The following is a 15,666-nucleotide window of genomic DNA, read 5'->3' on the forward strand; positions in this document are numbered from 1 at the left end:
CTTACAGACACCAATACGTATAACCGGCTCTTTCCGCCGCCACCCGGCCATAGATGCTCTTCACATCAATGAGGATTGGCTGCTTTCCAGCGCGATAATATTTCTTCCAATCCTGCAGGGAACGCTGGCTGTAAGTATCATGCGCCACCAGCAGCACCAGGCAGTCTGCGTCACGGATATCGTTCTCATCCACAAGTTCGATACCATATTCGCGCTGGAAATCCTCTCGGTCAGCCCAAGGATCGGCCGCCGTTACCTGCAGGCCATATTCCTGCAGATTGTGATAAATATCCACAGAACGGGAGTTGCGCGTATCCGGACAATTCTCCTTGAAGGTCATACCCAGCAGATAAATCCTGGCTTTTGGTGCATCAATGCCAGCCCGCAGCAAGACCTTGACAATCTCATGGGCCACGAATTTGCTCATATCGTTATTGATGCGGCGGCCGGCAGAAATCATCTGCGAATGGCGGTCGAGATTCTCTGCCTCGTAGATAAAATAATACGGATCTACGCCGATGCAATGCCCGCCCACCAGGCCGGGACGGAAGCCCAGCGAATTCCATTTGGTATCCATGGCCTTGGCCACTTCCTCCGTATCGATATCCATTTCATGGAACACCATGGCCAGCTCGTTCATAAAGGCGATATTGATATCACGCTGGGTATTCTCCACCAGCTTAGCCGCTTCAGCCACGCGGATGGAGGACGCCTTGTAAACCTTGTCAATGATGGAACTGTAGACGTCGGCCACTTCCTCCAAAGATTCCGTATCTTCTGCCGAAACGATCTTGGTGATATTCTGCAGGCGATGCTGCTTATCCCCGGGATTGATGCGTTCGGGTGAATAGCCGATCTTGAAATCCTGACTGCCGGCAAGACCGGATTTCTCTTCCAGCAGCGGGCGGCAGATATCCTCCGTCACGCCGGGATACACCGTCGATTCATAGACTATCAGGCTGCCCGGCTTAAGATATCTGGCCACCGTTTCGGTAGCACCTTTCACCGGCGCCAGGTCCGGTGTTTTGTCCCCATTGATGGGCGTAGGCACCGCCACAATGATGAACGAAGCCTCCGACAGCCGTGCCGGATCTGAAGTGAACTCAATCGTACTGTCCTGCAGGGCTTCGTCGCCGATTTCCGCCGTAACATCATGTCCTTGCCGGTATTTCTCTATTTTCCGCTCGTTGCGGTCAAAACCGATGACCGAAAATTTCTCAGCAAATGCGGCGGCCAGCGGCAGACCTACATACCCCAGTCCTACGACGGCCATCTTTGCTTTCCCATCTTCGAGTTTTCTAAGCATATCCATGTTAATCAAAGCTTCCTTTTCCTGAAAATAGACTTGGAAATCATTCCCGATAGTTCTTGAAGTATTTCGTAACCGATCCCCAGATGGTGTTGCCGGTCCTGCCATTATCAAGGCTGCGCAGATGGTAAAGCTCCAGACCTAAGGACCAGTCATGGGGCAGGTTATAGCTGCAGCCCCAGCCCCAGCCGCGGAATCCATTGAATCCGCCACCCATGCCGTTCATGGTGTGATTGATATACGTTGCCCGCGGCTGATGATAATACTTCAGCCAGCTGCTATAGGCATAGGGCTGCCAACTGTTCTGCGGCGCATAAGCCAGCGTCAGCACATAACCTGTCCGGCCGCTTTTCCCCTGCTCCCTGCCGTGCAGGAGCATCGCACTGGCATCGAAGATACCGACGTTATGACGGTAATTGCCCATATAAATATCATCGCGCTGACCATTCTCATAAGCAAAATGGTAATAACCGGCGCCCACACCATAAGCTGCCGCCTTATAATCAACGGTCAGGTCATAAGTCCGCTTCATCCCATCATCGCCGGCCTTGCCAGCTTCCACGGAATAGCGCACCGGCTTGCCGGCAGTCAGGCGCACGCCCTTGAACTTGCTGTCATAGACATTGCCCTCAGCCATCAGGCTGCCAAAGGCGCCGATATCGGTCTGCACCAGCCCCATTTTGCCGCTCAGGTAGTAACGGTCAAAATTCACCTTGCCATCCTTGCTGAACTTCCTGCCCGACAAGGTTTTCTGCCATTCGATCATGCCCTTGGCATGCCAATTGGGGGCAAACTCATAATCCGGATAAAGGCGTACGCGTGCTCTGGTGCGTGTCTGCGTCCCGCTGGACCGGCCCGAATCCACTCTTAGCTCCGTATCCAGTTTGAAAGCCTGATCCGGAACCTCCCGGACCGGAAGATTCGAAGCCAGCTGCTGGCGGGCACTCATCTTATCCAGACTGCCATTTTTCTCCAGTTCCGACAAGAACTCCGCCCGGAGCCGGCCCGCATTTTTCAGCACAGATGCCGGCATAGCTGCGGCCTGAGGTTTTCCTCCATTATTTCCATTACTGCCATTCATCGCCTCCAACAGGCTCTGCTGCCGTTTTTGGGCATAGGCCAGCAGTTCTGCCCGCTGCACGCAGCGGGTTTTGGCTTCCGCATAATCCCGGGCGGCATATTCCAGTTCAGCCTGGGCCTTATCGTGCTTCGCCTTCAAAGGTTCCATGACTTCCAAGCGGTTCTGCCCCTGCATCGAGCGGCGGATATACATCTCTGCCGCTCTGGCTGCCTTCGCGCGGGCCCTTTGGCAGCGGGATGTCGCCACTGCCTCCTGCTCCCGGGAAAGTTTCAGTTCCACCTCATCCACCACCAGCAGCCGGGTGATCCGGGCATACTCATCACTCAGACGGCCTGTGCGGTTTTTCTCCACCTCATTGAGGGCTTTAGCCACCATGTCACTGAGTTCCTGCCTGGAATACGCATTCAGGGGGCGCAGCGGCAGTTCCATATAACCTTCGGCTGCCAGCTGCAGCATGGAATCATAAACCCAGGGCTGTACCTGCGCCGGTGCGGCCCAGCCGACGGCCATCGGCCCGCCAAGTCCTAAAAAAAACGCCCCCAGCAGGCTTCTTCTAACAGAAACTCTTAGGGGGCTACCATGATGTTTACCAGTCCTCATCGACAATTATGACAATCCTTTCATCTTTCTCGACTTCATCCAATCTTTTACAACACTTCCAAAAAAAATATAATGCTATTCTAATCACCCTCTAATGCAAAGTCAAGCCAGCTTTTGGGATTCATCGCATCTATTTCGCTATTTTAAACAGGGACGAAAGTCCTTCTAAGCATTTTGTTGCCTTTATGAACTAACACTGGCCAGCACGGCAGGCCACAAACGGGCATCATTGCAGGATTTACGAAAAAGCCAAAAATCATCTTTGCTGGATATTTCTCCTCTTCATCGCCCTGCCGCAGCCATCCCCGCCCCTTCACCATGACTATTTAAGGCAAAATTTTAGGGACCATAGACTTATCACCTGATTTTTCACGCCGTAAAAAAAATTTTAAAAAATCTCCGATTCCCGCCTCTTTACCCGCCCCCTCATACGTGCTAAAATAATTCATGGCAAAAGATGACATCATTACTGTGAGTCATACTTGTATGAACGAGAATAACTTTACGCGCAAAGCCTTACCCTGCCGGGATTCTGCGGAACCGGGACAGCATATAGGACGACTGCGTCTTTTCAGGTTATCTCACGCAATCAGTAACCATGCGTATCTTTTGGCTGTCTGCAAAAGATACGCTTTTCTTTTGCCTTAAATCTATTTTAAGGAGCAGATATCATGGAAATTTTAACCACTCTCCAAGCCATCAAAGACTATGCCGCACAGGCCAAGAAACAAGGCAAGAGCATCGGTCTCGTGCCCACTATGGGTGCCCTGCATGAAGGCCATCTGACACTTATGCGTGAGGCCCGCGCCAAATGCGATATCGTGATTGCCTCGGTCTTCGTCAACCCCACCCAGTTTGGCCCCAACGAGGACTACGATGCCTATCCGCGCCAGTTCGCCGCCGACTGCGAAAAACTCGAAAGCGTAAACGTGGACGCCGTATTCCATCCGGAACCTGCCGAAATGTACCCGGAAGGCTACTGCACCTATGTCAATGTCGAAGGCGATATCACCCACAAACTCTGCGGCGCCCAGCGCCCCGGCCATTTCCGCGGCGTGGCAACCGTCGTGACGAAACTCATCAACCTTGCCCGGGCTGACGAGGCTTTCTTCGGCCAGAAAGATGCCCAGCAGGTCACGGTCATCCGCCGTTTCGTGGAGGACCTCAATATCAACGTCCATATCAACATGGTGCCCATTGCGCGCGAAGAAAACGGCCTGGCCCGCAGTTCCCGCAACACCTACCTATCCCCGGCAGAAAAAGAAGCAGCCCTCGTGCTCTCCCGCAGCCTCAAAGCGGCCAAAGCGGCCTTTGCCAATGGCGAACGGGAAATCTCTGCGCTGGAACATATCGTCACCGAAGAACTGCACAAGGAACCCATGGCCAATATCGACTATGTCAAAGCCTATGCCTATCCGTCCCTCAAGCCATTGACTGAGGCTAGTGAAGACACCCTGCTGGCCATCGCCGTGAAGATCGGCAAGACGCGCCTGATCGACAATGTGATTCTCTCTGCCTGAAGGAAGGATAACGAATATGCTCTTGAATATGCTCAAAGGAAAAATCCACTGCGCTACCGTGACCGAAGCCAACCTCGCCTATATGGGCAGCATCACCATCGACGAGGAACTTATGGAAAAAGCAGGTATTCTCCCTAACGAACGCGTGCAGGTCGTGGACAACAATAACGGCGCCCGCTTGGAAACTTACACGATTCCCGGCCCCAGAGGCTCCGGCGTCATCTGTCTTAACGGTGCTGCCGCTCGTCTCGCCCAGCCCGGCGATATCGTTATCATCATGGCCTATGCCCTGTTCACCGAAGAAGAGGGCCGGGCACATAAACCGAAAGTCGTGATGGTTGATGAACAGAATAAAGTCAAAGAAGTCCGCACCGTAGAATATCACGGGCAGACCGAATGATTCCCGCCTTCCCCGTCAGGGGAAGGCTTATTTTTTTGCCCGAGCACGGCAGGAATTTGCCCTTCCTTTGCGAATATTATATAATCAAAACATATGATATGCGCAAAAAATAGTGAAGGAAGGTACCTATGGTTACGATAAAGCAAATCGCCGAGCTCTGCGGCGTGTCCCGGGGCACAGTCGACCGTGTCCTCAACAAACGCGGCAACGTCAAGCCGGAGAAGGAAAAACTCATCGTCGAAATGGCCAAAAAACTCAACTACCACCCCAACCCTGCCGGCAAGGCTCTGGCCGCCCGCAAGAAACACCCCGTCTTAGGTGTGCTGATTGCCTCTGAAGGCGTACACTTCTTTGACGACATGCTCACCACCATGCACCATGCCGCCGACCGTTTTGCTTCCTATGGCCTCGAGGTAATCTGGCGCAGCATGAAAGGCTTCGATGCCGCCGAACAATGCCGCATCATCGATGAGCTGAAGCCCCAGATCAGCGGCCTGATAATAAACCCAGTCAATGATCCGCAGGTCATCGATAAGATCAATGCCTGTGTGGACGATGGGCTCTTTGTGGTAACCATCAACAATGATGTGGAGTCCAGCCGCCGCCACTGTTATGTCGGCAGCGACTACCTGCAGGGCGGGCGAACCGCCGGTGCCCTGATGAAAATGATCTGCCCGCACAGCCTCAATGCCGGTGTTCTCCTTGGCTCCCGCAATATGCTGGGGCATCAGCAGCGCCTGCAGGGTTTCCAGGAAGTCATGGAAGGCTACGATTTCACCCTGCTCGGCGTAGAGGAAACCGCCGACGATGATATGCAGGCCTATGAGGCCGCCCGCAAGCTTATCGACGAACATCCGGAAATCAACGCCCTGTTCGTGGTATCCTCCGGCGGCTACGGCACGGCCCGCGCCATTCAGGCCGCCAATCGCCGGGATATCACCATCGTGGCCTTCGATACCATCCCCAGCACCATCGACATGATGCAGAAAGGCCTGATCAAAGCCGCCCTCTACCAGCATCCCCACCAGCAGGGACGCCGCGCCATGCAGGTGATGTTCGATTACCTCGTCAACGGCAGCAAGCCGGAACAGACGGCCTATATCATGCGTAATGAAATCCGCATCTTAGAAAATGTAGCAGACTAAAAAAATCGCCCATCAGGGCGATTTTTTTGTCCGTTTAAAATTTTCCGCCGCCGCCACCGTGGCTGCTGTCACTGCTGGACGAGGAGCTGTCATTATTCTTGGATTTGGTCTCGCGGACCACCGTGGTATAGAGGAAGTTATCATGACTCTGCGTCAGCGTGAAACTTCCCTGCTTCAGATAGGCCGAAGCCTCCACCGCCGGAGCCACATTGCTCATACAGGAAATCAGATATTCCCGGAAAGCCCAGCCGATAAACAAGGCCAGCAAAACCGCCACCACAGCGGCCAAAATACTGAACTCCTTGGATGGATCATAGGGCTCGCCTTCCTCCTCATAGTAAGTGAGGTACTTATCCACCCCGGCGGCAAAGTTGTTAAAGCTTTCCGCATAATTGCCATCCGACAGATCCTCCAGGAACATCCCCTTGAGGCCATCGATGCCCACACCGTCCACAATGCGCTGGCGCATCGTATTGTCCGTGGAGATGTACCAATCCCGGCTGCCCATAGCAATCAGGAATACGATGCTGCCGTTCCTGCCGTTAGCATAATACTTATCCAGCGTGTTATTGGCCAGCTTGCCGGCTGTCATGCCATTGGGCAGGTTCTGCAGCGTATAGATACCGATTTTTACCTGATGGCGTTCCTCGATTTCCTTGATCTTCGCCGTAAGTTTCTCCGCCTGTTCCTTGCTCAGCAACTTTGCCTGATCCACCACCGGTGCCCCCATATCCGTGGCCATCGCAGCGGTGGCTTTCTGCTGCTGGGCTGCACTGCTCACCGGCAGCTGCGCCATCCCAGCAATGAATACGGCCATACACATAAAGACCATGGCCAGGCGCATAAAAATCTTCTTCATTGTCATACCTCCTGGCTCAGCATAGACTCAATACATATTTCGCCACATAATACACGATCGGCAGGGTGATGGCAAAAGCCGCAGCGGCATAAAGCATGGACTTTGTCTGGTCATAAGGCAGGCTGCCAACCACCTTGCCCGTCTGACCGTTCATCATAAAGGTATAGGGCTTATCCTGATACCGCGTCGTGACGATCCAGACCGGCGCCATGGCATAAACAACATTGCCCGCCTGTTTCTTCACCGTAGCTTCCTCACAGGAGCATGTATCAAAGCCCTCAACCGTATCCGTCAGCACATCGATGGCGCTCTGCCGTACACGCTTATCAGCGCGGGGCGCAGACGTTTCCGCATCCACGTCGTACTTATCTGCCAGGAATCCCGTCATGTAGGCATTGGAAAACGGCACCATCTCACTGTAGTCAAAAGGCTCGATGCTTTCCATATAGTCATCGGCCATCTTCTCACTGCCATCCACAGGAATCTTCGCAAATCCCATGGAACCAGCGCGCAAGCAGCGGTAATGACTGGTCTCCGTCACTCGCTCATCGCTTGTCTCATAGACGCGCACCTTCTCTGCCTTGAACGTGGCATAAGCATCCACGTCGGAATCAAAGAGCCAGAATGGCACATACATGGCCTGAATGGCCTCGATGCGGTTCTGCGTCTTGAACAGGCTCGGCAGCAGCCATTTGCCGCCATAGAATTCTTTGAGTGCCGCCTTGGCCTCTTCCTTCGTCTTCTTGAACGGAATGATATAATCAGGCCGCAGCATGCCATCAAAGCGCTGGGGAATCATCACTGCATGACCGCAGTAGCAGCATTCAGTCGCCATGGTGTTGCCATCGGCTACGATTTCCGCCCCGCAGGACTCACAGACAAATGTCTTGAACGCCGCAGCTTCCTCCGCCGTCCACTCACCGCCGGCCACCGCCGTATCCCATTTCTCATCCTGCTTGTCGGCTGCCTCTGCCGCCATGGCTTCTTTTTTGGCAAACAGATCTTCCAAGGCTGCCGCATCCAGCTCTGTCCCACAATAGTCACAGGTTATCTTTTGCGTACCAGGCTTGAAATCCAATGGCGCACTGCAATTAGGGCATTTATAGGCCACAGAATTACTGGCCATATCCTCACCTCCGATTTAAAGTCGCGGATCACGGACGCGGCTTGCCGCATTCTGCACAGAACTTGCCGCTGTTCTTGGCGCCGCAGTCACATACCCAGTCACCGGCAGGTCTTGGCTTGCCGCACTCGGAACAGAACTTGCCCGTATTCTTGGCACCACATTCGCAGGTCCAGCCATCGTCAGGTTTCGCCGCACCGCATTCGGAGCAGAACTTGCCCGTATTGCCAGTCTTGCCGCAGGCACAGGTCCATCCCCCTGCGGCACCTGCCGCCGGAGCCGCAGGCCGTGCCTGTGCGGCCTGCGCTGCTCTTTGCGCCTGCCCCTGCGCCATCAAATCGCCCACATTGACGCCGCCAGCCTGACCGGCCATATTCATGCCCATAAAGCCCACAGCGGCACCGCCCTCATTCTTAGCGGCATCACGCAGGGCATCAGCCTGGGCTGCCCCATAGAAACCGGCCATCAACGATGGATCGCGTCCGAGGACCGCCGCTTCCTGCATCTTCTGCAGTTTTTCCAGCACGGCCTGGCTTTCATCGGTGAGGCTTACGCTGGCCACCGCCACCGAAACGACCTCAATGCCGCGCAGGTTGCCCCATTTCTGGCTGAGGTTCTCGTTGAGTGCATTGGCGATATCTGCCGAATGGGCTTCAAGCTCATCATATCCCACCCGCATGGCCGAAATCTTCGCCATGGCCGGCTTCAGCGCCATCATGAGTTCGGATTTCAGCTGACTGTCGATCTCCTCACGGCTGAAGGTATCACTGACATTGCTGGCGATATTCGTATAGAACAGGATTGGATTGGTGATCCGGTAACTGTACTCACCAAAGCAACGGATCTGAATCGTCTGTTCATAGTTCAGCGTGTCATCCCGCACCTTGAATGCAATCGGCGAAGGCGTGCCGAACTTGTTGCCATAGATTTCCTTGGTATTCACATAATAGACGCGCTGATCGCGCCCCGTATCACCACCAAAGGAGAAACGCCGCCCGATTTCCGCAAAGACCTTGGGAATCGTATTGGACAGATCGCCAGCAAAGAGCGACGGCTCCGTTGCGCGGTCATAGGTATATTCCCCCGGCTCAGCACAGATATCCACGACCTCACCATTTTCCACAATGATCAGGCACTGGCCATTATTGACTGCCACCCGCGACCCCTGGGAAATGATGTTGTCATCCCCCTTGTTCGATGAACCGGAGCCCGTCTTCTTGTGCCCCTTGGCCATCAAAACATCCGGCGGCAGGCTGTCACAGTAGATATACTCCTTCCACTGATCGCCTAATACGCCACCTACGGCACCAATGCCTGCTTGTAAAAGTCCCATAATCAAAACCTCCTTTAAATCGTAATTCCCTCTCTAACAATCTCTATAAACTATTTAATTTCGTGCCGCCCGCTCCAAATTCCCCCTTGCAATGAAAAAATAAAAATGCTATACTAAAAAAGTCGTTGCGGGCATAGTTCATCGGTAGAATGAAAGCTTCCCAAGCTTTAGAGGTGGGTTCGACTCCCATTGCCCGCTCCATATGATCTTACAGGAGTTGCGAAAGCAGCTCCTTTTTTGCTATAAGGAGGCGTATTTATGAGCAATAAGAAAATCATTTTTCTCGATGTAGATGGGACTTTGGTGGATTACGACAATGTCCTGCCAGAGTCGGCGGTGGAGGCTATCCGGCAGGCGCGGCAGAACGGGCATCGCGTCTATATCTCCACGGGGCGCAGCCGGGCGGAGGTTTATCAGCATATCTGGGATATCGGGCTCGATGGCATGATTGGCGGCAATGGCAGTTATGTGGAGGATAATGGCCAGGCCATCATGCATCAGGTCCTGAGCGCCGCCGACAGCCATCATATCGTGGACTGGCTGCATGAACGCGGGCTGGAGTTCTTCCTCGAGAGCAACAACGGTCTCTTTGCCAGTGAGAACTTCGAAACCGCCGGTGAACCCTTGATGCAGGAATACGCCTACCGCAAAGGACAGGAAAACGCCCGCCATCTCACAGTGCGGGACTGCTTCCCGGAAATGATTTTCGGCGGCGAGCTTTACCGCGACGATCTGAACAAGGTCAGCTTCATCCTCAAGAGCTATCAGGACTTCTTAGCTGCGAAGCAGGAATTTGCCCATCTGAAACTCGGCACCTGGGGCGGTGCGGGGGAAAAGGCCCTGTTTGGTGATATCGGCCCTGCCGGTGTCAGCAAGGACCATGCCATCGATGTACTGCTGAAGCATATCGGCGCGGATAAGGCCGATACAATTGCCTTCGGCGATGCCAAGATCGACATCCCCATGTTCGCCTACTGCGCCCGTAGCGTCTGCATGGGCAACGGCGGTGACGAAGCAAAGGCTGCGGCTGATCTCATCACGGATGCTGTAGCTGAAGACGGTATCTATCACGCCTTCCAGCGCCTGCAGCTGATATGATTTTTTCCATGAAAAAAGGCTATGAAAGCACTTGTTCGCTTTCATAGCCTTCTTTTTACGCCAGCACGTAGACTTCGATGCTTCTTCTGCCGAAGTTCATGCATTCGCCATAGGTTTCCATGCACAGGTCCACCTTCTGGCCGCGGATGGCGCCACCGGTATCGGCAGCGATTGCCACACCATAGCCAGGAATGTACACCCGGGAACCCAGCGGAATGACGCGGGGATCTACGGCTACCACACCACGCTGGGCAGGAATGCCCATGGCCGTCATGCCGGTGCCACTGCCATCAGTGGGCAGGTAAGCCGTTGCTTCCATGGTATAGGCGGCAGTATAGGCCATCATGCCCATCTCCGTCTGTACCCTCGGACGCATTTGTTCTTCACGCATACGCTGCAATGCCGCTTTCTTTTTGGCACTGTCAGTTAATACTATGTCCATGTTCGCCTGAATTCTCTTATTCAGTCCCTGGGATGCCTCCACATCCTCCAGGTTGTAGCCCAACTCGATCAGGGCGTCGCCTACGGTCTGCTTGCTGGTCATGACAGATTTCGTCTGACCGTCGTACGATACCGTTACCGGGACCGCGCGGTAAACGGTGATTTTCGTGTTCCTGCCATCCTTTTCCAGATGGTATTCGTCATTGGCTCTAAGTTTCACGCCATTTTTGCCCAAGATAAAGGCGGGGTTCGTATGATTGGTTGTGGTCGTAATTGTCTTGCCATCGGCCACGATGGTCACTTGATGCCAGTCTTCCGGCAACGTGGTCTTGGTAAAACCCGTTGTCATCATCATCATGGCTGTGAGCATCACACACAGCATGACTTTTTTTTCTTTATGGTTGAAGGATAATATCTTTTTTAAACTCATTGAAAGCCCCCTTGTTGATTTGGTGAAGAACTTTGCGTAGTATAGCATGGAATTTATCACCTTGTCAAATTCCATGCTACTATTCTCCCACATTTTGCTGAAAAACACATGAAAAATGGGAACAAAAAAGCGGTGGACGCCACTTTTCAGTGTTTGTCCACCACTTTTGCCTAAAAACGGCCATTTTCGGGGTTCAGATGCCGTATAATTCCTCAGCATTGATTGAGGTTTGTTTAGCCACCATTTCCATGGAAATCCCCCTTATTTCGGCTACTTTCTCCGCCACATAGGTGACGAAAGCCGGTTCATTCTGCTTGCCGCGCATGGGTACAGGTGCCAGATAAGGGGCATCTGTCTCCACCAAAATGCGCTCTAAGGGAAAATTTTTCACGATATCAGGAAGTTTGGCGGCGTTCTTATAGGTCAGCGGCCCATCCACGCCGATGAACCAGCCCAGCTTGTAGATTTCCTGGGCCATTTCGAAACTGCCCGAGAAGCAGTGCAGTACGCCCTTGAGGCCTTTGCCCTCTTTCTTGAGGATGGCCAGCGTATCGCCATGTGCCTCGCGGTCATGAACGCAGACGGGCAGGTGCAGCTGCCGGGCTAAGTCCAGCTGATGGATGAACATCCGGCGCTGCAGTTCCCGCTTAGCTTCATCCTTTTCCCAGTAGTAGTCCAGACCAATCTCGCCGATGGCTACGACTCGTTCTTCCTGCGTCCAGGCTGCCAGTTGATCATCAGCAGCTTGGGTAAGTTCATAGATTTCCTCGGGATGGATGCCCACACCGGCGTAGACGCCTTCATATTGCGCCGCCAGTTCCACGGCCTTGGCCGAGGATTCCATGGTATCGCCCATATTGATCAGCCGGGTTACTCCCGCCTCGCGGGCGCGGGCAATGAACTCCGCTTCCTTCCCGTCAAATTTGCCGTCATTGAGGTGCGTATGGGTATCGACCAGTTCCACCATGCTCATCTTAGCGCACCGTGGAGCCGACCGGCATATCCACAGACAGAACTTTCAGGTCGTCGCCCTGAGAAGCGGCCAGCACCATGCCATGAGAAACGATGCCGCGAATCTTGGCCGGCTTGAGGTTGATGACCATGACGACATTCTTGCCCACGAGGTCAGCCGGTTCATAATGCTTGGCAATGCCAGAAACGATCTCGCGCTGTTCATCGCCCAGATCGACCGTGAGCTTCAGCAGCTTTTCCGTCTTGGGTACGGGTTCTGCGGCGAGGACTTTTACGACGCGCAGATGGATCTTGGCAAAGTCATCAATGCTGACTTCGGCGTTATCATCCGCAGCTTTTTCTGCCTTCTTTTCCTGCTTGTTCTTCTTTTCCTTGGCCGGTTTCTCCTTTTGGGCCGGAGCTTCTTCCTTCTCCACTTCGATGCGCGGGAAGAGCTGTTCCGGCGTGCCTACCTTATGGCCGCCGGCGATGCCGCCCCAAGCCTTGATATCATCCAACTGCACATCGGCAAACTCGCCCGGCAAATTGAGCTGCTGCCAGATGCGTTCCGCCGTGATCGGCATAAACGGACTGATCAGCACGCTGATATGGCGCAGGGATTCGGCCAGGTTATACATGACATTGGCCAGTTCCTGTTTCTTCGTCTCGTCCTTAGCCAGTGCCCAGGGAGCCGTCTCGTCGATATATTTGTTGGCGCGACTGATGAAAGCCCAGACCTTCTTGATGGACAGGGAAAGTTCCATCTTCGCCATATTCTCGACAAAGTAGGATACCGTTTCAGCTGCATCAGCCTTGAGGCTCTTGTCGATTTCGCTTTCACCCTGCGGCGCAATCAGCACGCCATCCTGGAACTTGCCGACCATGTTGAGCGTACGGTGCAGCAGGTTGCCGAGGTCATTAGCCAGGTCGCTGTTGATGCGCTGAATCAAAGCATCGCGGCTGAAGTTGCCGTCCTGACCGAGGTTGATCTCGCGCAGCAGGAAGTAGCGGATGGCATCGGCACCGAACTCATCAATCAAGCCAATCGGATCGATGACATTGCCCTTGGACTTACTCATCTTGTCGCCGTCCACAATCAGCCAGCCATGGCCATAGACCTTCTCCGGCAGCGGCAGGTCAAGCGCCATCAGAATGCAGGGCCAGATGATGGTATGAAAACGCACGATTTCCTTGCCCACGAGGTGCAGGTTGGCCGGCCAGTATTTATTGAACTTCTCGGGATCATCGAGGAAGCCAATCGGCGTCAGGTAGTTGGTCAACGCATCGAACCAGACATAGATGACGTGCTTCTCATCCATCGGCACGGGAATGCCCCAGTCAAAGGACGTACGGGAAATGCACAGATCTTCCAAGCCCTGCTTGATGAAGTTGATCATCTCGTTGCGGCGGGAAACCGGCTGGATGAAGTCCGGATGTTCCTCGATATAGGAGAGGATACGGTCCTGATAGTTGCTCATCTTGAAGAAGTATGCTTCTTCGGAAACTTCCTGCACGGGACGGCCGCAGTCCGGGCAGCAGCCATTCTCATCGAGCTGGTGTTCCGTCCAATAGCTTTCGCAGGGCGTGCAGTAGAGACCTTTGTAGGAACCTTTATAGATATCGCCCTTGGCGTAGATGCGGCGGAAAATCTCCTGCACTACTTTTTCATGGCGCTTTTCCGTCGTGCGGATGAAGTCATCGTTGCTGATGTTGAGCTTCTGCCAAAGATTCTGGAAGCCAGCTACTATCTTATCCGTATATTCAATCGGCTTGATGCCGGCTTCTTCGGCCTTCTGCTGGATTTTCTGGCCGTGCTCGTCAGAGCCCGTCAGGAAAAACACATCCTCGCCGGCCAGACGATGAAAGCGGGCAATGGAATCCGCAATCGTCGTGCAGTAAGCATGACCGATATGCAGCTTGGCACTCGGGTAATAAATCGGCGTAGTAATGTAAAATGGTTTCTTTTCAGACATGGAAAATGATCCTCCTTATATTGCGCCCGCAAATGATTCGGGCGTATAAAATCTTCGTTACAGCCTTCCCCCTGGGGGGAAGATGGCAGCCGACAGGCTGACGGATGAGGCTTACTTTTGGGGCAGCATCACGATGGCTACAGGCAGATTGGATGCGCCCGGCGGGGAAAATTCAAACACCGTCTCGCCCCGGCCATTGCTCTGGCCCAGGGAGGCCAGTTCCGTCCCCTGCTCGATCTGCCAGTGTCCGGCTTCCCGGCGGATCTGAACTTCATCCGTTTCCGGTGCGGTCAGATTGCCGAAGTAGGTGCGGCCGCCCGGCGTCGGGAAGAGCGTGTACTCCTTCGTGCTGTGGAAACTGCGCATAGCGCCGGCGTACACACCGCCCAGCGGGCTCAGATAATATTTGACGCCGCCATTATCCACGGGCAGTTCCAGCCGATAGTTGATGCCGTAGTTGCCGTAGTTGGTGACCTGGCTGCCATCGGTAGCATCGATGCCCTTGCGGTATTTATCGGCCTTATCATCGGCCAGCATGAAATAAACTCCGCCGTCTTCCTGCGGATTATAGATCTTTTTGGCAGACATCACCCGGTCCATCCCCTTGAACGTCCCCCGCAGGCGCATTTCGTCCTTGGGCAGTACCGGCAGTTCTTCTGCTGCTGTCACGGGATCGCCATAGGCGTCCAGCATCAACACAGTCACCAGCACACTATGTTCGGCATGGAAGTCAAAGACGCCATAGGTCAGTTCGCCGGGCTGCAGGATGGTCATATTCATCGATTCCTGAATCAGACGGGCTGTTCCTTTGGGCAGGGAGAGCTTCTGATTCTTCTCAGCCCGGAAATATTCCAGCTGGGTGGCCTTGCCCACCTTCAGATAGTCACTGCTGGGTGCACCATTGCCGCTGCGGGTGATGGTGATCTCATTGGGGCCGTCGTACTCATTCTTGAGCACAACAGCCAATTTTCTGGGCACAGAACTGTTGTTCAGATGGTAGAAGAGCACCCGGGCGTCGCCCTGTACCGAATCCTGATAGAGAATACCGTTGGTATCTACATACTCGGGGCTGTCGGAAAAGAGCAATGTGCCGCCCTCATCCCGGCTTTCCATTTCCCAACGGGTAAGTTCGTTGGACAAGGGCTTCGCCGTCCGCCCGGCAGCAACCGCTTCCGGCTCCTGTTTCTGTTCTTTGTCAGCAGTATCCAGAATACTCCTGATGCGCTGCATAAGATTCGTCTGCTCCCCCTCCTTTGGGGCTGCCGGCACATGCTGTACTTTTTCCACATGCACAACGGTAGTAGCGCCGCTGTCAGCTGCATGACGCGCCATTGCCATCTGGGGAAAACACAAGGTGCCCGCCGCCAGAACCGCTAATATTTTTGATTTCAAATTCATCAAGT

13 protein-coding genes and 1 tRNA gene are annotated in these 15,666 nt (G+C 53.9%); 5 read left to right on the plus strand and 9 right to left on the minus strand.

The features are described 5' to 3' along the window. Position 1: 1 nt before the first annotated feature. Positions 2 to 1,312 (minus strand): nucleotide sugar dehydrogenase, encoded by a 1,311-nt coding sequence (locus tag BLQ59_RS03490; RefSeq protein ID WP_074571540.1) that lies wholly within the window; start codon positions 1,310 to 1,312, stop codon positions 2 to 4. A 40-nt stretch (positions 1,313 to 1,352) separates the two neighbouring features. Continuing rightward, positions 1,353 to 2,990 (minus strand): translation initiation factor IF-2, encoded by a 1,638-nt coding sequence (locus tag BLQ59_RS03495; RefSeq protein ID WP_176756710.1) that lies wholly within the window; start codon positions 2,988 to 2,990, stop codon positions 1,353 to 1,355. Between the two features lie 671 nt (positions 2,991 to 3,661). Here BLQ59_RS03495 and panC point away from each other — a divergent pair. From panC to BLQ59_RS03510, 3 genes are all read left to right on the plus strand, one after another. After that, the gene (gene panC / locus BLQ59_RS03500; RefSeq protein WP_074571542.1) at positions 3,662 to 4,510 is read left to right on the plus strand and encodes a pantoate--beta-alanine ligase; all 849 of its coding nucleotides are present in this window, start codon (positions 3,662 to 3,664) and stop codon (positions 4,508 to 4,510) included. A gap of 16 nt (positions 4,511 to 4,526) precedes the next feature. Continuing rightward, a complete protein-coding gene (gene panD, locus BLQ59_RS03505; protein ID WP_074571543.1) occupies positions 4,527 to 4,910 on the plus strand; it encodes an aspartate 1-decarboxylase in 384 nt (127 codons plus the stop codon). A gap of 128 nt (positions 4,911 to 5,038) precedes the next feature. Beyond that, positions 5,039 to 6,055 carry a LacI family DNA-binding transcriptional regulator gene (locus BLQ59_RS03510; protein WP_074571544.1) on the plus strand — a complete coding sequence of 339 codons (1,017 nt, stop codon included), beginning with the start codon at positions 5,039 to 5,041 and terminating at the stop codon, positions 6,053 to 6,055. A 34-nt stretch (positions 6,056 to 6,089) separates the two neighbouring features. Here the strand turns inward: BLQ59_RS03510 and BLQ59_RS03515 are convergent, their stop codons facing one another. Genes BLQ59_RS03515 through BLQ59_RS03525 form a run of 3 tightly spaced genes read right to left on the minus strand, consistent with a single transcriptional unit; the run spans position 6,090 to position 9,370 of the window. Next, a complete protein-coding gene (locus BLQ59_RS03515) occupies positions 6,090 to 6,914 on the minus strand; it encodes a TPM domain-containing protein (RefSeq protein ID WP_074571545.1) in 825 nt (274 codons plus the stop codon). Positions 6,915 to 6,930: 16 nt separating this feature from the next. Next, positions 6,931 to 8,040 carry a TFIIB-type zinc ribbon-containing protein gene (locus BLQ59_RS03520; protein ID WP_074571546.1) on the minus strand — a complete coding sequence of 370 codons (1,110 nt, stop codon included), beginning with the start codon at positions 8,038 to 8,040 and terminating at the stop codon, positions 6,931 to 6,933. Between the two features lie 28 nt (positions 8,041 to 8,068). Further along, positions 8,069 to 9,370: an SPFH domain-containing protein gene (locus BLQ59_RS03525; protein WP_074571547.1), complete on the minus strand. Its 1,302-nt coding sequence runs from the start codon at positions 9,368 to 9,370 to the stop codon at positions 8,069 to 8,071. Between the two features lie 127 nt (positions 9,371 to 9,497). Here BLQ59_RS03525 and BLQ59_RS03530 point away from each other — a divergent pair. Together BLQ59_RS03530 and BLQ59_RS03535 are read left to right on the plus strand one after the other, a co-directional pair. After that, positions 9,498 to 9,571, plus strand: a tRNA-Gly gene (locus tag BLQ59_RS03530). A gap of 57 nt (positions 9,572 to 9,628) precedes the next feature. Next, on the plus strand, positions 9,629 to 10,468 hold the full coding sequence (locus BLQ59_RS03535) for an HAD family hydrolase (protein ID WP_074571548.1): 840 nt from the start codon (positions 9,629 to 9,631) through the stop codon (positions 10,466 to 10,468). 55 nt (positions 10,469 to 10,523) lie between these two features. Here the strand turns inward: BLQ59_RS03535 and BLQ59_RS03540 are convergent, their stop codons facing one another. The 4 genes from BLQ59_RS03540 to BLQ59_RS15935 form a co-directional block, all read right to left on the minus strand. Continuing rightward, the gene (locus tag BLQ59_RS03540) at positions 10,524 to 11,339 is read right to left on the minus strand and encodes a G5 and 3D domain-containing protein (protein ID WP_074571549.1); all 816 of its coding nucleotides are present in this window, start codon (positions 11,337 to 11,339) and stop codon (positions 10,524 to 10,526) included. Positions 11,340 to 11,532: 193 nt separating this feature from the next. Further along, positions 11,533 to 12,312, minus strand: coding sequence for a TatD family hydrolase (locus BLQ59_RS03545; RefSeq protein WP_176756711.1), 780 nt, complete (start codon positions 12,310 to 12,312; stop codon positions 11,533 to 11,535). 1 nt (position 12,313) lies between these two features. Continuing rightward, on the minus strand, positions 12,314 to 14,263 hold the full coding sequence (gene metG, locus BLQ59_RS03550; RefSeq protein ID WP_074571550.1) for a methionine--tRNA ligase: 1,950 nt from the start codon (positions 14,261 to 14,263) through the stop codon (positions 12,314 to 12,316). 111 nt (positions 14,264 to 14,374) lie between these two features. Then, positions 14,375 to 15,661 (minus strand): hypothetical protein, encoded by a 1,287-nt coding sequence (locus BLQ59_RS15935; protein WP_074571551.1) that lies wholly within the window; start codon positions 15,659 to 15,661, stop codon positions 14,375 to 14,377. Between the last annotated feature and the right edge of the window lie 5 nt (positions 15,662 to 15,666).

Source organism: Pseudoselenomonas ruminantium, assembly GCF_900104055.1.
GTDB lineage: Bacteria > Bacillota > Negativicutes > Selenomonadales > Selenomonadaceae > Selenomonas_A > Selenomonas_A ruminantium_C.